This is a genomic window from Candidatus Nitrosotenuis cloacae (assembly GCF_000955905.1).
Classification (GTDB): domain Archaea; phylum Thermoproteota; class Nitrososphaeria; order Nitrososphaerales; family Nitrosopumilaceae; genus Nitrosotenuis; species Nitrosotenuis cloacae.
This window is the reverse complement of record NZ_CP011097.1, coordinates 313381-333349: the sequence shown is the minus strand read 5'-3', so window position 1 is coordinate 333349 and position 19969 is coordinate 313381. Positions and strand designations below refer to the sequence as shown.

The following is a 19969-nucleotide window of genomic DNA, read 5'->3' as shown; positions in this document are numbered from 1 at the left end:
AAAAATTAAAAGCGCCCTTGGCGGGATTTGAACACGCGTCTCAGCCGTGACAGGGCCGAATTCTAGACCGGGCTATACTACAAGGGCTTGAATTTTGATCAAGAAATTTCCTTTTTTAAAGTTTGCATCAGAGAAATATCATTAGCCAAAGACTAAATTATACACGATTTTCAGAATTTGCGAAGGGTTCGTAGCTCAGCCAGGTAGAGTACCGGACTTTTAATCCGGCTGTCCGGGGTCCGAATCCCCGCGAACCCGCCATCAATTACCTGCAAAGTGTGCGTACATTAGAAGACAATCGCTCAATTGCCAAAGATATTTGTGCACTTCGTCTTGTAATGTTATTTCGATATTGCTTGATTTTTGATTTGCGTTTGGTAATTAGTCGCTTTTGTTCGGAAATTCCAGCAGAACCAAGAGAAGACCTGTTTTTGAGTGAGGATTCGGCATTAATTGATGATATTATTTTGCCTAGTTTTTTTGCATCAAACTCTTTGCTAGAGACGGATTTTGCTACCTCGGATGTGGTAAGCTCAGATAGTGATATTTTAGATTCGTGTGCCGTGTGTACCAAATTTCCTACTATTTTGTGAGCGCTCCTAAATGGTAGTCCTTCTTTCACCAAAGCCTCTGCAATATCTAGCGCGGCCAAATAACCAGAGTCTGCAATTTGATTCATCTTTTGCTTGTTTACCTTGAGTGTGGCAAACATAGAGTTCAAAACCACGAGTGCAGATATTGCTGTGCGCGAGCTAAAAAACACAGACGGCTTGATTTCTTGCAAGTCTCGCCCATATCCAGAAGCGAGGCCTTTAAGGTTTGAGAGTATAGCAACTAGACTTCCTATTACACGTGCAGTCTTGCCACGAGTTAATTCTAAAATGTCTGGATTTTTCTTTTGAGGCATCACACTTGATGGAGATGAGAACTGATCGGATAACTCTACAAACGAAAACTCGGATGTGGACCAAATGACAAGATCCTCTGCAATTCTGGAAAGATTGGTCATTAGTATGGCAATGTGTCCCACATATTCTGCTACAACATCTCTGTTGCTTGTGGCATCAATAGAATTTTCCACTATGCCAGAAAAGCCAAGCATTTTTGCAGTACTGTTTCTGTTTATTGGAAGACTAGTTCCACCAACAGGTCCTGCTCCAAGTGGAGAGTGATTCACTCGCCCAAACGTATCATATAGTCGCTCAAAGTCCCGCAATAACGCATCAGAGTATGATATCAAAAAGTGAGAAAATGTTCCAATTTGCGCCTGTTGCAAGTGTGTATACAACGGCATTGCCGTAGCGGTATGTTTTTCTGCAAGTACAACCAATGTTTCCACCATATCCAAAATACAGGTACAGACAACATTGATGTCATCACGTATTTTCATGCGTAAATCCAGTGCAACTTGGTCATTTCTTGACCTAGCTGTATGCATTTTGCCTCCTACCTCCAATCCGGTCTTTTTGATTACCAATGTTTCAATTAGTTCATGAATGTCTTCTGCAGAAGATTTTGCAGATAGGTTTTCTTTTTTTATTTTTTCCAGTGCAGAGAGAATTTTTTTTACTTCGGCTCGACTCAAAATGTTATTCTCATATAGCATTATAGAGTGCGCCTGACTTCCAATGATATCATACAATGCAATTTCAGAATCATCGGAAATTGATGAAACATAATCGAGTGTGTGCTTGTCTAGATTCTTCTCAAGTCGAGACCTATACATTCTCAACTAGGGATTATAATGGTTATATATAGCATAGACGATTTGCCGGTATGTCACAAGATCTGCAAGAGCTAAGAAGAAAAATCTTTGACGAGTTATCCGGAATAGTTGATCCAGAGATAAACACATCAATCACAGATCTAGAACTAGTAGACAATGTAGACATTACAGGTTCTGCAGTTAAAGTTGACTTGCATCTTACCAGTCCGTTTTGTCCAGCGGTGTTTGGATTCAAAATTTGTCAAGATGTCCATGATCATTTACTAAAGATAGATGGAGTAGATGATGTCAAAGTAAATGTCTCAAATCACTTCATGGCAGAAGCAATCAATAACCAAGTGAATAACAGCCCAAACCCAAAAAAGTCGGCAGCCTAGATATTATTTTCTAAATCCCAAGAGATATCCCCTTAGCATTTGTATTCCCATGGCAGGGTCTACTCCTTTTGGACAGACTTGGCTGCAGGAACCAGCAAAGTGACATCTCCAAATTCCGTGGGATTCATCAATAATTTTTAGTCTAGAGTCCTTGCCCTTGTCTCGATTATCTGCGACATATCGGTATGCCTGGCCTAGCGCCTGAGGTCCCAAAAATGACGAGTCGGTTGCCATTGTAGGGCATGCAGAATTGCAAAGACCACATTTGATGCAGTTTGCAAACTGGATGTATTCTTCCAACTCTTCTGGAGTCTGCTTGAATTCCTTTGTTGGTGCGGTGATTTCAGTGTCTTCGCGAATTACATATGGCTGCATTTTTTTATGAGTCGTAAACATTCTCTCTAAATTGACAACCAGGTCCCTAACAATTGGATAGTTGTTCATTGGCTCTACTGTAATTACATCCGAGTTTAGCTCTGATATTTTTGTAAAGCATGCTAGTCTTGGGCGCCCATTGATCTTCATTCCGCATGAACCGCACGATGCTTGCCTGCAGGAATATCTCACGGCCACAGAATGATCAAGGTGTTTTTTGACATCCAAAATTGCATCCAGTACTGTTGTCCATCTCTCATATGGGACCTTAAAGTCTGCAAACTGCTGGGATGAATCGTGTTCCGGATTGAATTTTGCAATACGAAGTGTTATTGTTTTTGATGATGATACTTCAGTAGATGACTCTTCTTCTGCTATTGTTTGTGATAGTTCACTCATCTACGTCATCCCCATGCTTGCCATCAATATAGTCCTTGAACCATATGCGACAAGACCGATCATTCCAGCTATGCATCCATATGAGACTGCTTTTTCGTATGACCTTCCTTGCTTTAGCTCAAGCAGTATGACTCGCAATCCATTGAATCCATGAACTGAGAGCAACACCAAGATTAGTTCCAGCATTATTGCATACGGAATATACTTGTAGTTTGCAAGTACATTTTCGTATGCCAAAGAATCCTCATAGTTCATCATTGTTATTCTAAACAACACATGTACTGCGACAAGCACCACAGCACCCAGTGCCGTGCCATAGTGGATTTTCATTATCGTGCTTTCGCGCATTTTACTCACCAAACAATACTGACAATCCATACATCATTGCAAGTGCTGCAAGACCAATGGAGGCATAAATGCAAAGCTTGTGCATGTTGTTTTGTGATGCTGGCGCATATGGATAGTCAGGTCGTGCTGGCTTGCCAACGCCAAATCCCCCATGTCCAAGCATTACACGGATTCCATTTGCGGTATGAAATACGCACATGCCAATTACCAAAGTAAGAACCACATGTCCTTCAGTGGTTTGAGTTAGGCTCAGAAAATTATCCCATGCAGATTTGCCATTAACGATATTGCTGGTTTCATACACATGTCCAATCAAATATGCAAGCAAGCCAAGACCGGTTATTCTCATTAGCCAATAGGCAACGCGTTCTATTCCGTATCGGCCTGGGTTTGCCATGCCTTTGATTCCTTCTTTGTTTTCGTTTCGTTTCATTCTAGTATTTTCTCTCCACTGGCTGGTATCTGGTTATGGTTACTGGATGCTTTTTCATTATTGGCTCCTTTGGATCATAGTAAGCAAGCGTATGGTGTAAAAAGTTTGCATCGTCCCGGTTTGGATAATCAATCCTAGAATGTGATCCGCGGGACTCGCGTCGATTAATTGCGCCAAGGAGTACAACTTCGGCAACTCTGAACATGGAATCAAGCTCCATTACGTTACTAAAGTTTGTGTTGTATTCTTTTGCCTTGTCATCAACATGTTTCCAAGTTCTTGCTCGAATTTCCCTCAATCTCTTTAGTCCTTCGACCAGATCAGTCTCGGTTTTGTAGACATATGCCTTGTCATTCATGATATCGGTTAGCTCTTGTCTTACCTCATATGGGTTGTAGTCTCCTTGTCCCCTAAATACGCCATCATAGATTCTTTTTTCTTCCAAAGTAACTAGATGATGTGGGAATTGTGATGTGTGGTTTGAGTTTAATGCATATTCTGCAGCAATCTTTCCAGTGATTTTTCCCCAGACGATGCATTCTGATGTAGAGTTTGCCCCAAGTCGATTTGCGCCATGGACTGAATTACATGCTGCTTCGCCTGCCGCCCAGACTCCCTTGAGCTCCGTTGCACCATCGATATTGGTGTGGATTCCACCCATCATGTAATGACATACTGGTCGAATGTCGATTGGCTCTTGTGATGGATCGATTCCTGAAAACTTGATAGAAATCTCACGGATGGCGCCTAGCTTTTCCCTAATGACGGCATCTCCTATGTGTCGCAGGTCTAGCTTCATGCAATCTACACCTGTCTCATGCTTGAAGCCTCGGCCGTCGCGAATCTCACTCATTATTGCACGAGATACAATATCACGTGGTGCAAGCTCCATTTTGCTTGGGGCATAGTTTTTCATGAATCGTTCATTATTGCTATTAAGAAGATAGCCGCCTTCGCCCCTAGCACCCTCGGTAATCAGAATTCCAGACGGCAAGATTCCGGTTGGGTGGAATTGAACAAACTCCATGTCTTTTAGTGCAAGGCCTGCACGATATGCCATATCGATTCCATCAGGAGTAGATGATAATGCATAAGTCGAAAAGCTGTAGATTCTTCCAGCGCCACCAGTTGCAATGATTAGTGCCTTTGCGCGTATTGTGTAAAATGTACCGCTTGATAATTCTATGGCAGTGACTCCCATGAACTGTTGGCCGTCATGGATGATTGCAGTTACAAACCACTCGTTCAGAAATGAAATGTTATCAGATTTTAGACAAGTGTCGTATAATGTCTGCATTTCAAAGAAGCCAACTTTATCTGATGCATATGTCGCACGCGGAAAGCTATATCCTCCAAAATTTCTCTGCCCTATTCTTCCATCCTTTCGTCGAGACCATGGCATACCCCAGTGTTCAAGCTGGTAGACTTCTTTTGGCATCTCTTTGCAGAGTCGCTCTGCAACATCCTGGTCTGCCAAAAAATCGCTTCCCTTTACAGTATCATAAATGTGTGATTCAATACTGTCGCCATCCTCCTCAAATAGTACTGCAGCTGTTCCACCCTCCGCAGACACAGAGTGCGAACGCATGACCTGAACTTTAGAGATGACTCCAATTTTGAGGGTTTGACTTGTCTTTGCTGCCTCTATTGCTGCACGAAGTCCAGCAAGACCAGATCCAACTATAATCAGATCATATTCGATAGAATCAACCATCTGCTACTTTGAACTTTAAAAAATCGGATAAATATGTATTCAAAAGAAAATTGGTAAAAATCACGCATAATTCTTATATTTATCGCTAGCGATATCACTAGTGATGACAAACCAATGGTTTCAACGAGTAGGCAGTGCAATTCCACGTGGATTCTCAAGGTACTACATTTTGGAATTGCTTGGAACAAAACCACACACCGGAAAAGAGATAATCGATGCAGCAGACTTGCAAAGTGATGGAATGTGGAAGCCATCACCTGGCCTAATCTATCCATTATTGGGCAGACTATTAGACGAAGGATTAATCGAAGAGACCAAGGACGGCAAATACCAAATCACAAAGAAAGGCAAGGCAACATCAGACGACCTGGAAGCAGTAAACAAGATAATAAAAAATCAACTAGATGTTTTGATGCGGGTCAAAAATGTAGGCAGGTTTGTTGCCATGGACCTAATTGAGAGAATGAACATGATGGGAACCCTGCTTTCATCAAACGTGTCCAAAATGACAAAGGAAGAGATGCAAAAATACCGTAAATTCCTTCAAAGCGAGCTGCAAAAACTAGACACTCAAGAATCCAAACAGGGAAAAGAGATCAAAATAGACTAAGTTAGGAAGCCAGACCCATGTTTCTTAGCATGTCTGCAGTATATGTGGACACACATGCTACTGCACCATTATTGCGTGTGATTTTTTCCAGTCCCTCTCGACATTCGATTTTTTGTAATGATACTTTTTTCTGAATTTGCTTTAGTGGTGGCGGAGGTATTTTGATTGATTTTTCGACCTTTTGGATTATTTCTTTTCCATTTACCTTTATTGCGTCATAGAATATGTTATACCCAGTTCCTCTTTTTGCGTCCATTGTTTGGATAATAATATCAGATGCTTCAAGTGGTCTTAATACCTTAAACGACATATCAACTTCTGTTCTGTACGAATCAATCTCGGATGCGCTAATTAACACATCTTGGAATAATCCGCTAGTATCTTCAATGCTTGTTACTTGGGATACATCAGAGCCAGAAACTAGAGGTTGGCCCAATGATGCTGTAAACGGTTGCTTGAAAGACAGTGTCGCCAGCATGTTTTTGTTTCTATCATCTTCATAATTTCCTATAGAAAGTGAGACGTCTCGAAGTTGGGTTACACCACTGTTTTCATAAACAACTAGTTTTACGTTAATGGGTTGTCCTGTTTTTACATTAATTGTTGGTATGGTTTGTGTTCGCTCTGCAACACTGAAAGATTTTTCATTGATGCTAAGGCCGTTTTCCACAACACGTTGTCCGGTGTACAGAACTCCAAGTGTTGGCGGCTCACAGTCTCTTCTGCATCCAGTATCGGCAAAACTATACGAGAATAACGATATGGACAGCATCACAGATGCAATTAAGAGAAGTTTTATCATCAGTTTGATGATGAAGTGTGTGATAAATAAATTCTATGTAATTAGAATATGATCATAAAACAGTAGATTGTACCAGAATATAATAAAAAATCAAAAAGGAAAATGGTTTTGAATTATTTATTCAACCAATCCCCATGCTCTCAATGTATCAGCAGTGAATGGGTAAACGCATGCCGGTTGGCCAGTTACGCGGATTACTAATTCCAGACCTTGTCTGCATTCTACGTCTTGTGGAGCAGTTCCATCATTTACTTGTTGTAATGGTGGTGGAACATATGGTGACTGTACAGGAACATATTCAACTACTTCATCTCCGGTTGCTTTGATGGCATTAAGAAAGACGTTACTTCTTGAGCTTCTCTCTTCATCCCACATTTCAACAACTAGTGAAGATGTGTCAAATGGTTTTACTGCTTTGAATGAATAAATGACTTCGGTACGCCATTGGTCAAGTTGTGTTGCCTTGACATTTACGTCCTTTACAAATCCATCTGGATCCACAACATCAAATGACTGGGCTCCAGTAAAGTCATGGTCAAATGAGATCAGGACTTTGTCGTTTTGGTTTTTGTCGTCTTGATAGTCAGTTATTGCTATTGAGGCATGTCTTAGTTCGCTAACTCCGTCATTTTCATATATCATGAGTTTTACCTTTGCAGTATTACCCGTGGTAATTGTCATCGTCGGATTTGTTTGAATTTGGTGATTTACCTCAAATGTTCTGCCATTAATTGCAATTCCATTGTCAATTACTCGTTGTCCACTGTCGGTAACACCTAAGGTTGGTGCTTCGCAGTCTCTGCTACAGTTCGCATTTTCGGATGCATACACATTAGCTGTAAACAATGAGATTGAAAGTATTCCTGCTGCAATCAATACTTGTAATAGCTTGGTCATTGATTTTTTGTCGATTCTGGAGATATTAAATCCTATGTAGAATAAGGATTACAGTATAGTTACCATTCCAAAGTACGGAGCTATTCATAAATAACAAAGTCCACCATGTTTTTTGTTGAAAACGCTAAAGCAGTTAATCAACGACCCAACAAAGCCGCTTGTTATTCCTGGTGTTTATGACGCAATCGGAGCAAAAATTGCGCAAAAGATTGGATTTGAGGCAATGTTTCAAACTGGTTATGGCACTTCCGCCACATTATTTGGAATGCCAGACTATGGATTCATCGGAGCAACCGAAACTCTAGAAAATGCTAGAAGAATATGCAGGGCAGTTTCCGTTCCAGTAATAGTTGATTCCGATACTGGTTATGGAAATGCACTTAGTGTTTGGAAGCTTGTAAATGAACTACAGGCAGCCGGTGCTTCTGGAATCTTTCTTGAGGATCAGAGATGGCCAAAAAGATGCGGCCACATGGCAGGAAAAGAGGTCATTGAAAAAGAGGAATATTCCGAAAAGCTACAAGCGGCAGTCGATGCCAAAAAGAACAAGGACTTTATCATAGTTGCAAGAACAGATGCGCGTGCCACAAAGGGGTTAGATGAGGCAATAGAGCGAGCCAAACATTACAAAAAAATTGGTGCGGATGCAGTGTTTGTTGAAGCCCCAAGATCAATAGACGAGATGAGGAAAATTGGCAAAGAGATCAAAGCGCCGCTTGTTGCAAACATGATAGAGGGCGGGGCGACACCTGTTCTTTCCGCAAAGCAGTTGCATAAAATGGGCTTTAAGATAATCTTGTATCCGCTTTCTGTCCTGTATGCAAACACGTATGCATCACTTGCCATCCTAAAGGAGCTAAAAAAATCAGGCACGACTGCAAAACTTAGGAAAAACGTTGTAAGCTTTGATGAATTCAATGACATAGTAGAATTATCAAAATTTCGAAATCTTGAGAATCGTTACAAGCGTGAATAAATAAAAAAGTCCAAGTAAAGAAACACTCTAAGATGAAGTGTTTCTCTTTACTTCGATTTCTATCGTGGATACGTTTCGTGACTTGCCGTCTTTGGATTCGAGTTGTTCAGAGCCTATCTTTATTTGGCCAATAGAGTATCCTGCATTTTCGGTTTTGCGCGAGATGATTTGTGCTACATCCACTGCACGTCCAATGCTTAGTCCTCTGGCTTTGATATGCACTGATGGAAGATTAGCTAATTGAATAAGCGTAGATGTTACATACGCCATCAATGGCTTCTTGCCAATGAAAATTACGTCTCTGTTTTCGGACATGCCCTCCTAGACACACATCGATAATTTAAAGCTAAAAACGAAATTATTCAAAAATTTCTTATTAACTATACCCAACACAAAAAGAATGACTTTGCTTGAGCAGATCAGAAAAACCATGCAGATTGGCTCAAAGGAAGAAAAAATCAAAATCATAGAATCAGCATCATACATGACGGATCCCAAAGCCCTTGAGATAATAGTTTCAGGACTAGGAGATGAGGACATTGAGATAAGAGGTGAAGTGTTTAGCGCCTTGCTATTAAATGAGAATGACATATCGGAGGCTTTGCTGGAAGGCCTAAAAAGCAAAGACAAGAACATTCGTGGTTATTGCGCCCTTGCCTTGGCAAACAGAAACGAGAGAAAAGCAATTTCAAGAATCATTCAGCTTACCGAGGATCAGAGTGCGATGGTGCGCTCTTGTGCGGTGGGGGCTTTGGGTTATTTAAGAGCAGTCGAGGCATCTTTTGCAATACAAAAATGCCTAGATGATCCCAACATTGAAGTCATAAAAAGTGCAATCAAGTCCGCAATAGACATCAAGGACAAGATCCTAATATCAAAACTAGACGTGCTTGCAAAACAGAGCGATCCTGAGATAAGCAGGCTTGTGGTTTTTGCCAGAAATAATTTGTAAGTGGACCGGGAGGGATTTGAACCCTCGATCTCACCCATGCCAAGGGCGTATCCTACCAGTCTAGACGACCGGCCCACAAAACCAGAAATAGATCTGGTCGTCTTTCAAGTTTTCAGATTGATTATTAACGTTTAGCTGGAGAAAAGAAATTTGATTATCATTTAACATAAAATATTTAACCGTCATGTGACAGGTCTTGATGTGGTAGTAGAAAACAAGGCGACCATTACTTATGTTCAATTACTAAAAGAAGACCTAGCAATTTTCAGACTAGTTCCAAATGACGGAGTAATCCCAGAATACAAGGCAGGACAGTTTTTGACAATTGGGATGAATGTACCAAGTGAGGGCAAAGTAATCAGAAGAGCATATTCCATTGCATCACACCCAGAGAACAAAAAATACATCGAGCTTGTAATACGTTGGGTAAGAAAGCCACTTCCCGGAAGACTCACGACTCAATTGTTTAATGCAAAAGAAGGAGACGAAATAACTTGGATAAAGCCAACAGGCGCGGCATTACTAATTAATGATAAACTTCCAAGCGGTGAGAAAGATGAGCGCAGAATCATTTGCCTTGGCGGAGGAACCGGCATTGCACCATTTGTGAGCTTTGCACAACATCTCCATGCAACAGGCGATAAAAGAGAGATAGTAGCACTACATGGCGCTAGCTATATTGATGAGCTTAGCTACAAGGAGCTTTTCACCAATCTAGAAATGGAAAGCATTGACAAGGGACGCGACAAGTGGAACTTTAGATACAGAGCAGCAATTAGCCGACCGCAGGAATGGTTCAATCGTTCTTGGAGCGGACAGACAGGAAGAGTAGAGACATTTCTAAGATCAAAGGATGGGGAGCCATCACCACTAGAGCAAATGATTGGCGAGCGAGTAACTCCGCAGAACACGATGTTTTACATTTGTGGCTGGCAGGGAACAATCGATGGTTGCATGGATTATCTTTCCGCAAAAGGATTTGTCACGGAAAGAAACAAGCGCTCAGACGGCGGCTTTGAAGTCAAATACGAATCATACGGATAACTCAAAAGTAATATTGTTTGGTTTTGTCCCAGCATCGGGGACGTAGGTTAGCTTGGTATACTGCCAGCCTCGGGCGCTGGAGATCATGGGTTCAAGTCCCATCGTCCCCACATTTGAAATAGAGCCAAAAAGTACTCAATTCGTTTGAGCGTTGCAATCTATCTTGCACATCTAAATCCATTAACAAACGCACATGTGGAAATCATCAACGATCTGAAAAAAGACAATGTCATAGTGATGCCGGTTGTTTTTTTGGATGATGGTACAGAGATTAACAGCAAGAGCTTCCCGTTTAGCTATGAAATACGAAAGAAAATGCTAGTGTCGGTATTTGGCGATTCCATTCGAGTTTCATCAAACTATACATTTCACGCACCATTCTACAGATATTTTCCTCCGATCATATCGCCATATTCATGGAAACTGCGCGCTCAAATTCTGAGCGGAGTAGACAAAGACTATTACACATACACTGGCGATAAAACAGAGGGACTGATGCTCAAAGCATACAGACTCAATCCGCGAATAGGCACAAGAAAGGCAATCTCTGCATCATCTGTCAAAGACAAACTATACGAATCCGTAAAGGGAAACCAGAGCAATTGGAAAGAAGATGTTCCAGAACAGGTTGCAAAAATAATTGAGGAAAACTGGAATACTATAGAAAAATATGCAAACTCCCAAGACATGACCACACGAATTGCCGGAATGAAGTTCCCAAAGGCCGGCCTCAAGACAAGATAGATTAATGCCATATTTGAAAACAGGCTATGAAATTTGACATTTCTGAATTTGTTTGGTTTGATGGCAAGTTCATTCCACTAAGCAAGGCAAATGTTCCAATCACCACACATGCGATTCATTATGGAACATCCATCTTTGAGGGAATCCGTGCATATTGGAATGGAAAAAACCTCTACATCTTCAGACTAGACGACCACATCAAAAGATTCCGCCAGTCGGGAAGATTTTACTCAATTTCACTAAATTATTCCAACAAAGACATAGCTAATGCGATGATTGGACTGTGCAAGAAAAACAAGATGAAAAAGTCTTGCTACATCAGACCATTTTACTTTGTTGGGCAATATGGAATCAATTTGCACGTAAATGAAAGCGCCCCAACCCATGTTGCTGCATTCATGTTCCCGTTTGGCGATTTGTTTGATAAGAATGGAATTAGTGCAGGCATATCGTCTTGGAGAAAATTCAGTGACCAATCCACTCCACCTCTTGCAAAGATGGGCGGAAACTATCTGAACTCTATTTTGGCAACCCAGGAATGCAAAAGAAATGGCTACGATGAGGCAATCTTGTTAGACTTGCACGGAAATGTGAGTGAGGCGCCGGGCGAGAATATTTTTGTTGTAAAAAATAATACTCTCATGACACCACCGCTAGAATCATCTGCGCTAGAGGGAATAACACGCGACTCTGTGATGCAGATTGCGCAAGACCTAGACTATAACATTGCAGAAAAGACCATCACGCGCAGTGAGATCTATTTGGCAGACGAAGTATTCCTCACTGGAACCGCTGCGGAGATAACTCCAGTAACAAGCATTGATGGTAAAAAAATTGGCTCTGGTAGACCCGGAATTGTCACAAAAGAGGTTGTTTCTTCATATTTGGATATAGTATCTGCAAAAAACGACAAATATTTCAACTGGCTAACGCCGGTGTATTAGCTTGAAAGTAGCACAAATAGGAGTCGGTGGGTGGGGCAAAAACCACGCCAGAGTCTTATCCCAGCTTGGAGCACTGGTTGCAGTCTGTGATGCAGACCAAGTCAGAGCAAAAGAGACTGCGCAAAAATACGGAGTAAACCACTACACTTCACTTGATACGATGTTGGATTCTGAGGAAATTGACGCAGTCTTTGTTTGCACACCAACAATTACTCATTTTGATATTGCCACAAAAATAATCCAGAGAAAAAAATCAGTATTTGTGGAAAAGCCAATGACTTACAAATCTGACGAGGGACTCAAACTATCAGAGCTTGCCAAAAAAAATGATGTCATACTAACATGTGGCTATATTGAGCGATTCAATCCAGCAGTTGAAACAGTAAAGGAATTTGTAAGATCAAAAAAATACGGTGAGCTCATCATGTTAGAATTTCACCGAGAAAACAGAATGCCACTTCACATCAAAGATGTCGGAATCATTTATGACACATCTGTTCACGACATTGATACTGCAATGTGGCTCTTTGATGATACTCCTCAGGTAGTGTTTGCAAGGTCTGGCAAAATAAGACATGACCATGAAGACTTTGCGACAATCATGCTCGGCTTTAAAGACAACAAGGTAGCAGTGATATCATCAAACTGGATAACACCATCCCGAGTGAGGCACTTTAATGCAGTGTGTACAGATGGGATAATCTCTGGGGATTTTGTAACACAAGAAGTCAAAATTGAAAAAGACCAAGGCTCTGAAATACCAAGAAAAGAAAAACAAGAACCACTCACAGTAGAGATCAAGGCATTCTTAGATGCGGTAAAATCAAAGACCACACCAAGGGTACGGGCAGAAGAGGCAGTAAATGTAACAAAAATAGCAGAAGCAGCATTATTATCTAGCCAAAAAGGAGTTCCAATCTACCTAGATCTAAAATGAACAAAAAAATGATGGACATGCTCGTATGTCCAATTGACAAGCAATTTCCTTTGGAATTATACGAAACGCAATCAAAACAAGAGGTAGTTTTGGAGGGTGCTCTGTTTTGCTCAAAATGCTCCAGATTCTATCCCATTATAGAAGAGATTCCAATAATGCTGCCGGATGAGCTGCGAGACAAAAAGCAGGACATTGCATTTTTGGAGAAGAACAATAAAACACTGCCCCAGAAAATAATTAAAGACGCAAATCCATGGCATCTGTAGTTTGGTAACCAATTTCGTATCAGAAAAGGCAAAAATTGGCAAAAATGTCAAGATTTGGCATTTTGCATATGTTGGAGACAACACCACGCTTGGTGATAATGTAAAGATAGGCTCACTTTCACACATTGACTATAATGTTGAGATTGGTGAGAACACCATGATAGAGGGGCTTGTCTACATCCCACCGCTTTCAAGAATTGGTAAAAATGTCTTCATTGGCCCATCGGTTTCCCTAACAAATGATCCATATCCGCCAAGTCAGAAAATGATTGGAGTCACCATAAAGGATGGAGCCATCATTGGATCTCGTGCAGTCATAAAGGCAGGAGTAACAGTTGGGAAAAACAGTGTTGTTGCGATGGGAGCAGTCGTAACAAAGGACGTTCCAGATGACATGGTGGTAATTGGCGTTCCTGCCAAAGTAAAATACACCAGATCAGAGTATGACAAAAAACAGGCAAAATGGAAGTCTTAGGCCCTGATCTGTTTTTGAAATATCTTGTTTTTCAGTTTAGTTAGAACCAAAACCCAGAACACCACCAATACCAAAGCAATCGCTGCCTTGATTATAGATGCAATGAAAAAGTCCAGATGATCGCCATATCCAGAAACTGAGATTTTTGAGACTAGTGTTACTAGTATCCCACCACCTGCAAGGATCAGTACCCACATTATTCCAATGAATGCAAAAATCAAGAGCTGGGCCAAATTTGCACTCCTGAAATAATGGCAGTAATGATTGCTAGAATTCCTGAGAATATTGCCAGCTTGAATATGGTAAAGCCAATCTGTTTTTCGGTAAGCGGCTTGCTTGCAACAATTAGCCTCACCAGTGTGATTGGTGCATCGGATTCCTTGGTTGTAGTGATTTTATGATCATCGGTATGTGTGGTAGGTCCCTTGACCTGCCTGTGCTCAACGATTCTCTTTACGCTGGACAGGAACAAAAACGAGTTGATTATTGCCGGCAAGAGTGCAATTGCTGCAATCACCTCGACGCGTCCAATTATCGCAATTGCCCCATATGCCGCTCCAAGGACTAACGCCCCAGAGTCACCTGGAAATATTCTGGCCGGAAACTTGTGGTATCGATAAAACGCAAGCGATGCAAACGCAATGGGCAGCGTCATTATCGCAACGGTGTAATTTTGCAAAATAAACAAAACAATTGCAAGAGAAAAAGATGCGATCATCATGAATCCACTTGCAATCCCATTCATCACATCAATGGAGTTAATCGTGTTTCCTGTAATTGGAATCATGAATAGTATCAATCCTAGATATAATGCGGGAATTTTCACCTCGCCAAATAACGGGAATGCTAGATTTGGCTCGTATGCGCCAAGAGCTACGATTGGTATTGCTGCACCCACCAAGGCAAGCGGCTTGAACCACCCACTCATTACTCTTCTATCATCGATAAAGCCGACAACAAATGCAATCGATGTAGTAATCAAAAGCGCAGCAAGCCCTCTTGTGTTGATTTGTTGTGGCAAAAGAAAATAGAGAGATATCTCAGATATGATTATTCCGGCAAGAATTACAGGACCGCCAGGCCTTGGGACCATTGCACCACCTATTCGGTTTACGTCTTTTACTGCCCAATTTTTTTTACTCAGGGATTTTATCAGTGGTGGGACTAGGCCAAAAACAACAAAGAACGCAATTGCCGATGAAACCAGCCCTGCAATGATATAGTCTTGCAATTATCTCACTTTTTTGAGTTGGGATTTAATATTATCTGCAATGGTTGGGCCGATTTTATCAATCTCTGCCAGCTTGTTGATTGGGATTGTATGCAGATCCTCGATTGTCTTGATTCCATGATCGTACAGTTTTCTTGCACGCACACGCCCAATTCCGCGAACTTTGACCAATTCCACTAGCTCTTCTTTGATTCCATATGCGATTCTTTTGCGTATGGTGTCAAGCTCCTCTAGTAGATCTGCCCTATCGACGAGTTTTGCAAGCTCATACAAACAGTACACAAGCCAGTCAGCAGTATCTGCCATTCGGTGCATATCCCCTGATTCGATTCCAAGGTTATCAGAAAGATGGATTTCCGATGATTCAGATATCCAAGAATGTAGTGCCAAAAGACTCCTTGAGCAATCATATTCCGATATGGATTCAATCAGCTCAGACGATTTGTTCTCAATTAGTGTCCCAAGCGTCTCATAGTCCTTGTTTCGAAGGGAAAACTTGGGGAAAAACTCCTCACAACTTGAGACAAGATGTAAAAATCCTAACGTGTGTCTTTTATTTTCAGAAACTGCTTCTAGGCCTCGCTTAAAGTAAATCGCAGTGATTGGGTCGATATACAGCATTGATACTTTTTTGCCAAACTCTGTCGCTGCAAATCTTTCTGCTTTTTGTACGATGAGATTCTCTCGGATTAGGAATTTTTTTGCAATCTCTATTGAGAATTTTAGTGTGTTTTTTCTTGTTTGCAGTCCTGCCAAGGTTTTTTGGAAAAACTCAAAGATCTGCTCATCTTTTATTCCTGGATTTGACACCACATGACTCAGTATGTGTATTCGCAGTGCCTTGTCATCTGTAAGCTGGGATTCGATCGGCTCTGGTGTTCCATTGATGTAATACTCTATGAGGTCTGAGGCATTTGAATTACCAACGATTATTGCCTCACCAAACTTGTCATATTGCGGCCTTCCAGCCCTTCCGCAAAGCTGCTTGTATTCTAGAATGCTAATTGGCTTGTTTGTGCCTTCCTTTACATCATACCTTGCAATGCTCGATATGACAACGCGTCTTGCAGGAAGATTCACTCCTGCTGCTAGAGTCGGTGTTGATGCCAAGAGCTTGATCTTACCATTTCTGAATTCCGTTTCTATTATTTCTCGGCAGTTTTGGTTTAGGCCCGCATGATGAAACCCAACTCCTTTTTTTAATAGTGTGGACAGTGTTTTTATCAGATCAGTATGCTCGTTGTTGTCTAGGATTTTTTGTGATATTTCCTCTAGGTATTTTTTCTCAGAATCTGTCAGAAATTTTAATACTGCATCAGATCCCTTTGCAGCAAGCGATGCGGATCGTGTCCTTGTTTCTGCAAAGACCAATGATTGGCCTCCATTTTTTATTGTATCAAGGCACAGATCTATTGGCGGGCCACGTATGCTGGACTCGATTTCATTGGAGTCACCATTGTTCCACAAAACAGATCCGCCATCAAAGACTCCCTCGGTTAGTGGAACCGGTCTCCAATCACTCAATACTAACTTGCAGCCAAGCCATTCTGAGAGTTGATCAGAATTTGTTATGGTTGCAGACAGACCTACAATTTGTGGCTTTGATTCAAGCTCCTTTAGTTTTGTTAGAATAACTTCAAGTGTAGGACCACGATCCTTATCGCCGATCAGGTGAACCTCGTCTGCTATCACTAGGCCAATTTTATCAATCCAGTCCACCCCATGCCGGATTATGGAATCCATCTTTTCATTGGTCAAAACAACAATGTCTGCACTTTCAGATTCCTTGTCTACTGAGTCAAAGTCGCCAGTTGAGATTGCGGCCTTGATCTTTCTTCCAAGGTCGATTTTTTCCATCTTTTTGAATTCAGAGAACTTTTCCGCAGCAAGCGCTCGAAGTGGTGTCAGATAGACTACTTTGCCTTGTTTTGTGCTCAAAAATCGCATCATTGCAAGCATCGCAACGAGTGTTTTTCCGCTAGCGGTAGGGGCTGCAACCAGAATGTTTTGCCCCTCCAAGAGCCCTGCCTTTACTGCATCTGCCTGTGGAGGATAGAGTTTTGTTATGTTTTGCTCAGCTAAAAGATCTTGTGCAGAAATTGGTAGTTCAAGGTCCGCTATTTTCATACACGATTATAGTGACCAGGCTTGGATTCATAAATTGATGCTTCCCGGAGCATTCTTCGAATAAAGTTCCTTGCCTCTTCTTCTGTAAACTTGGCAGTCTTGGTTAGCTCTTTTACAAAGAGTTTTTCTTCAACTGGTGTTTTGCTGTCACCTTCAAGGGATTTTAAGACGTCCATGAAGAGTTGCAGTTTTGATACCTCGCTGTGGGGTCTGCCCTGCAACACTCCAAGGTCTACTTTACCAGTATTGACATCAACTCCCGCATCTTCTAGCATGCTTTGAATCAGAAATATCGCACGTTCTGCATCTTCGGCCTCGACTTGGTCCTTCATGAGCAGTCTTGCTCTTGCAGTTGCAAGTCTTATCAGTCCACCAAGCTGTCTTGGGGTTACTGTGATCATTTCTTCGGACTCGACATTTCTCATCTTTAGATAATAATCAAGAATTTTTTCTTCTGCCTCTGAGGTCAGTGTAGGATCCGATTTTTTGCAATATGCCAGATACTTTGTAAAAATATCAGGATCGATTAGTGATCTAGTGTCGGTTGTGGATTTTTTGTGCAATCCAATGATGTGCTGTGCTATGTTTCGGTCTTTTTCTTTTGATGGTATATCTCTTACAACAAAGATGAGATCAAATCTTGTCAATAATGGAATTGGTAATGCTACGTTTTCTGTGATATTTTTGAATGGATCGTATTTTCCATACATTGGGTTTGCCGCAGCTAGAATCGAGGTTCTCGCGTTTAGGGTAGCCACAATACCACCCTTTGCTATACTTGCTGACTGTTGCTCCATTACCTCGTGTAGTGCACTTCGGTCTTCTGGCTTCATCTTGTCAAACTCGTCAATGCATACCAGTCCTTGGTCGCCCAAGACCACGGCACCTGCCTCTAACATCATAATTCCGGTCTTGTCCCTAACCACGGCTGCAGTTAGGCCTGCTGCGGTGGAACCTCTACCGGATGTATACAGACCTCTTGGCGCAAGTCTTGCACAAAACTTGAGCATCTCGGATTTTGCAGTACCTGGATCTCCTACCAGAAATACGTTAATGTCTCCTCTGATCTTTGTGCCATCGCTCATCACCCTTTGCATGGCGCCAACCATCAACAGTAAAATGGATTCCTTGATGATCGCATGGCCCTGAATGTGTGGTGCAAACGAGTTTATCAGGCGCTCATAAACATCGGTGTTTCTTGCGAGTGATTTGATTATTTTTTCTTCTTCCGGCGAGATCTCTTCTCGCTCTGATCGTCTGGAATTCTTGCCTCCACGGCCGCCCAAAAACTCGATGTTATTACCCTCTATTCTTAATCGGTGTAGTCCACTGTTGACTCGAGTTCCTGTGATTTGTTCTTGTTCGATTCGAACTATACCAGTAAGAATTATTCTATCTCCAGGGCGCGCATTATCCACCAAGTCCTGCTTTATTGTCACATCAACATAGTGAGGAAGCTGTCCTGGCGGAAGATCCTCTGGAAGCTCTTGCAGACGGATTATCTGAAAGTCGATGAACTTGCTTTGCTCTGGATCTAGTCGGATGTCACGGTGTGCACATTTTTCAGTAGAGCATTTGCTTGGGGTGTAAATGTTGAGGCCTCGCTCCAGTGGAACCTCAGTTGTGTGGCCTTCTGGACATTTGTATACCACGTTTTTTGCCAATGGTTTTACCTCAGAGGAGCGCACCACCATGCCGGAAACCGAGGTCATCTTGCCAATTACTTCGGCATTGATTTGTCTGAGGCTTCTCTGAATTGGATAGTTTGCAATCCTTACTCGAATATCATCTGAGATTTTTGTTGCATAATCTGGAAATCTCTCTTCTAGGATGTTTTTGATTGCGCCTGAAAATGCATACAGTATCTCGTCGGGCTCTAGGTTGAATTTTATCTCAATGTCTTTGTGGGATACAATGTCGTTGTAGTCAACTACGATGAACTTTGCCTGCTTTGCCATCATTCGGTCGATTTCTTCTACATACTGGAACGCGCCAGACTTGTCCTTAAATGAGGACAAAAAGTGCTGAACCTGATCAATTGTTGCGCTTCTGGACTGGGTTTCTAGTGTCATTTGTTATCACCAAAGATTTGTTCTAGGAACTCGGTGCTGTGCTTGTGAATTACATTATACAAAGAGCGCTCCTCAATGGATAGTTTTTTTGCCAGATCTGCAGTCAGTTCCATGGAATTTGCACGTGGTATTAGCTTGCCAAGTCTTTTTCGGATTAATGTGTTCAATAGGGATTCGAGTTTGTCACGTTCTTTTTCAGATTGCCTTGCCATGTAGCCTTTTACTTTGATGTAAAAGTCTGGCTCTAGGTGTGATAGTTCTTCACCTTGAAAGTTTTCTTTTGATATTGATTGTGTTAGCTCTATTCCCATGTCTTGTTCTTGAATTTCTGCATGTGTTTCCGATTCGAGAGTTTGTGCAATCCAGCGCGGCATGTTGATGACCTCACCTTGTTTGCCAGTCATTACAACATTTGAGACATTAATCTTAAAGTCATGATTTATGACAGTCTTTACGTCCTCTACGCCATAACCTATCGTGTATACCTGCAAAAGCTCGTTTATTTTCAATGGTTATCAAA

At 41.6% G+C, this 19969-nt stretch carries 23 protein-coding genes and 4 tRNA genes; 12 read left to right on the top strand and 15 right to left on the bottom strand.

Going from position 1 to position 19969, the window contains the following annotated elements; translation table 11 throughout:
- Positions 1 to 12: 12 nt before the first annotated feature.
- Positions 13 to 87, bottom strand: a tRNA-Asp gene (locus SU86_RS01760).
- Between the two features lie 97 nt (positions 88 to 184).
- On the opposite strand from SU86_RS01760, the gene SU86_RS01755 reads away from it, so the two are divergent.
- Positions 185 to 261 (top strand) — tRNA-Lys (locus SU86_RS01755).
- 4 nt (positions 262 to 265) lie between these two features.
- Here the strand turns inward: SU86_RS01755 and argH are convergent.
- Entirely contained in the window at positions 266 to 1726 is a 1461-nt protein-coding gene (gene argH / locus SU86_RS01750; RefSeq protein WP_048186998.1) for an argininosuccinate lyase, read from the bottom strand.
- A gap of 50 nt (positions 1727 to 1776) precedes the next feature.
- Between argH and SU86_RS01745 the strand changes: the two genes are divergently transcribed.
- On the top strand, positions 1777 to 2103 hold the full coding sequence (locus tag SU86_RS01745) for a metal-sulfur cluster assembly factor (RefSeq protein WP_048186997.1): 327 nt from the start codon (positions 1777 to 1779) through the stop codon (positions 2101 to 2103).
- Between the two features lie 3 nt (positions 2104 to 2106).
- Here SU86_RS01745 and SU86_RS01740 read toward each other — a convergent pair whose 3' ends face one another.
- The 4 genes from SU86_RS01740 to SU86_RS01725 are packed head-to-tail and all read right to left on the bottom strand — an operon-like array spanning position 2107 to position 5372.
- Positions 2107 to 2877, bottom strand: coding sequence for a succinate dehydrogenase/fumarate reductase iron-sulfur subunit (locus tag SU86_RS01740; protein ID WP_052755421.1), 771 nt, complete (start codon positions 2875 to 2877; stop codon positions 2107 to 2109).
- Positions 2878 to 3225: a succinate dehydrogenase/fumarate reductase transmembrane subunit gene (locus SU86_RS01735; protein ID WP_048186996.1), complete on the bottom strand. Its 348-nt coding sequence runs from the start codon at positions 3223 to 3225 to the stop codon at positions 2878 to 2880.
- Between the two features lies 1 nt (position 3226).
- Positions 3227 to 3658 (bottom strand): succinate dehydrogenase/fumarate reductase transmembrane subunit, encoded by a 432-nt coding sequence (locus SU86_RS01730; RefSeq protein ID WP_048186995.1) that lies wholly within the window; start codon positions 3656 to 3658, stop codon positions 3227 to 3229.
- 1 nt (position 3659) lies between these two features.
- Positions 3660 to 5372 carry a succinate dehydrogenase/fumarate reductase flavoprotein subunit gene (locus SU86_RS01725; RefSeq protein WP_048186994.1) on the bottom strand — a complete coding sequence of 571 codons (1713 nt, stop codon included), beginning with the start codon at positions 5370 to 5372 and terminating at the stop codon, positions 3660 to 3662.
- Positions 5373 to 5475: 103 nt separating this feature from the next.
- On the opposite strand from SU86_RS01725, the gene SU86_RS01720 reads away from it, so the two are divergent.
- Positions 5476 to 5982: a PadR family transcriptional regulator gene (locus SU86_RS01720; RefSeq protein ID WP_048186993.1), complete on the top strand. Its 507-nt coding sequence runs from the start codon at positions 5476 to 5478 to the stop codon at positions 5980 to 5982.
- A 1-nt stretch (position 5983) separates the two neighbouring features.
- Here the strand turns inward: SU86_RS01720 and SU86_RS01715 are convergent, their stop codons facing one another.
- Positions 5984 to 6784 carry a hypothetical protein gene (locus SU86_RS01715; RefSeq protein WP_048186992.1) on the bottom strand — a complete coding sequence of 267 codons (801 nt, stop codon included), beginning with the start codon at positions 6782 to 6784 and terminating at the stop codon, positions 5984 to 5986.
- A 117-nt stretch (positions 6785 to 6901) separates the two neighbouring features.
- Entirely contained in the window at positions 6902 to 7681 is a 780-nt protein-coding gene (locus SU86_RS01710) for a hypothetical protein (protein ID WP_048186991.1), read from the bottom strand.
- A 115-nt stretch (positions 7682 to 7796) separates the two neighbouring features.
- Between SU86_RS01710 and SU86_RS01705 the strand changes: the two genes are divergently transcribed.
- Complete coding sequence (locus tag SU86_RS01705; RefSeq protein WP_082096073.1) at positions 7797 to 8657, top strand: isocitrate lyase/PEP mutase family protein; 861 nt, start codon at positions 7797 to 7799, stop codon at positions 8655 to 8657.
- Positions 8658 to 8684: 27 nt separating this feature from the next.
- Here SU86_RS01705 and SU86_RS01700 read toward each other — a convergent pair whose 3' ends face one another.
- Entirely contained in the window at positions 8685 to 8972 is a 288-nt protein-coding gene (locus SU86_RS01700; protein ID WP_048186989.1) for an AlbA family DNA/RNA-binding protein, read from the bottom strand.
- Between the two features lie 85 nt (positions 8973 to 9057).
- On the opposite strand from SU86_RS01700, the gene SU86_RS01695 reads away from it, so the two are divergent.
- Positions 9058 to 9609: a HEAT repeat domain-containing protein gene (locus SU86_RS01695; RefSeq protein ID WP_048186988.1), complete on the top strand. Its 552-nt coding sequence runs from the start codon at positions 9058 to 9060 to the stop codon at positions 9607 to 9609.
- A 1-nt stretch (position 9610) separates the two neighbouring features.
- On the opposite strand, the gene SU86_RS01690 is transcribed toward SU86_RS01695, so the two are convergent.
- A tRNA-Ala gene (locus SU86_RS01690) sits at positions 9611 to 9684 on the bottom strand.
- Positions 9685 to 9810: 126 nt separating this feature from the next.
- Here SU86_RS01690 and SU86_RS01685 point away from each other — a divergent pair.
- The 7 genes from SU86_RS01685 (at position 9811) to SU86_RS01655 (ending at position 14019) form a co-directional block, all read left to right on the top strand.
- Entirely contained in the window at positions 9811 to 10653 is an 843-nt protein-coding gene (locus SU86_RS01685; protein WP_048189039.1) for a ferredoxin--NADP reductase, read from the top strand.
- Between the two features lie 36 nt (positions 10654 to 10689).
- Positions 10690 to 10763: transfer RNA gene (locus tag SU86_RS01680), tRNA-Pro, on the top strand.
- Positions 10764 to 10797: 34 nt separating this feature from the next.
- Positions 10798 to 11397, top strand: coding sequence for a hypothetical protein (locus tag SU86_RS01675; RefSeq protein WP_148550717.1), 600 nt, complete (start codon positions 10798 to 10800; stop codon positions 11395 to 11397).
- A 26-nt stretch (positions 11398 to 11423) separates the two neighbouring features.
- On the top strand, positions 11424 to 12341 hold the full coding sequence (locus SU86_RS01670; RefSeq protein ID WP_048186986.1) for a branched-chain amino acid transaminase: 918 nt from the start codon (positions 11424 to 11426) through the stop codon (positions 12339 to 12341).
- Position 12342: 1 nt separating this feature from the next.
- Entirely contained in the window at positions 12343 to 13278 is a 936-nt protein-coding gene (locus SU86_RS01665; protein WP_048186985.1) for a Gfo/Idh/MocA family protein, read from the top strand.
- Complete coding sequence (locus SU86_RS01660) at positions 13275 to 13544, top strand: Trm112 family protein (protein ID WP_048186984.1); 270 nt, start codon at positions 13275 to 13277, stop codon at positions 13542 to 13544. Before SU86_RS01665 ends, SU86_RS01660 begins: the two co-directional genes overlap by 4 nt.
- A 1-nt stretch (position 13545) precedes the next feature.
- Positions 13546 to 14019 carry an acyltransferase gene (locus SU86_RS01655; RefSeq protein ID WP_048186983.1) on the top strand — a complete coding sequence of 158 codons (474 nt, stop codon included), beginning with the start codon at positions 13546 to 13548 and terminating at the stop codon, positions 14017 to 14019.
- Here SU86_RS01655 and SU86_RS01650 read toward each other — a convergent pair.
- Genes SU86_RS01650 through SU86_RS01630 form a run of 5 tightly spaced genes read right to left on the bottom strand, consistent with a single transcriptional unit; the run spans position 14016 to position 19958 of the window.
- A complete protein-coding gene (locus SU86_RS01650; protein WP_320408993.1) occupies positions 14016 to 14252 on the bottom strand; it encodes a hypothetical protein in 237 nt (78 codons plus the stop codon). The genes SU86_RS01655 and SU86_RS01650 overlap by 4 nt on opposite strands.
- Positions 14237 to 15250 carry an MraY family glycosyltransferase gene (locus SU86_RS01645; protein WP_048186982.1) on the bottom strand — a complete coding sequence of 338 codons (1014 nt, stop codon included), beginning with the start codon at positions 15248 to 15250 and terminating at the stop codon, positions 14237 to 14239. Before SU86_RS01645 ends, SU86_RS01650 begins: the two co-directional genes overlap by 16 nt.
- Entirely contained in the window at positions 15251 to 17377 is a 2127-nt protein-coding gene (locus SU86_RS01640) for a DEAD/DEAH box helicase (RefSeq protein ID WP_048186981.1), read from the bottom strand. It lies immediately after the preceding gene.
- Positions 17374 to 19449, bottom strand: coding sequence for a minichromosome maintenance protein MCM (locus SU86_RS01635; protein WP_048186980.1), 2076 nt, complete (start codon positions 19447 to 19449; stop codon positions 17374 to 17376). The genes SU86_RS01640 and SU86_RS01635 overlap by 4 nt, the downstream gene beginning before the upstream one ends.
- On the bottom strand, positions 19446 to 19958 hold the full coding sequence (locus SU86_RS01630) for a DNA replication complex GINS family protein (protein ID WP_048186979.1): 513 nt from the start codon (positions 19956 to 19958) through the stop codon (positions 19446 to 19448). The genes SU86_RS01635 and SU86_RS01630 overlap by 4 nt, the downstream gene beginning before the upstream one ends.
- Positions 19959 to 19969 lie beyond the last annotated feature (11 nt).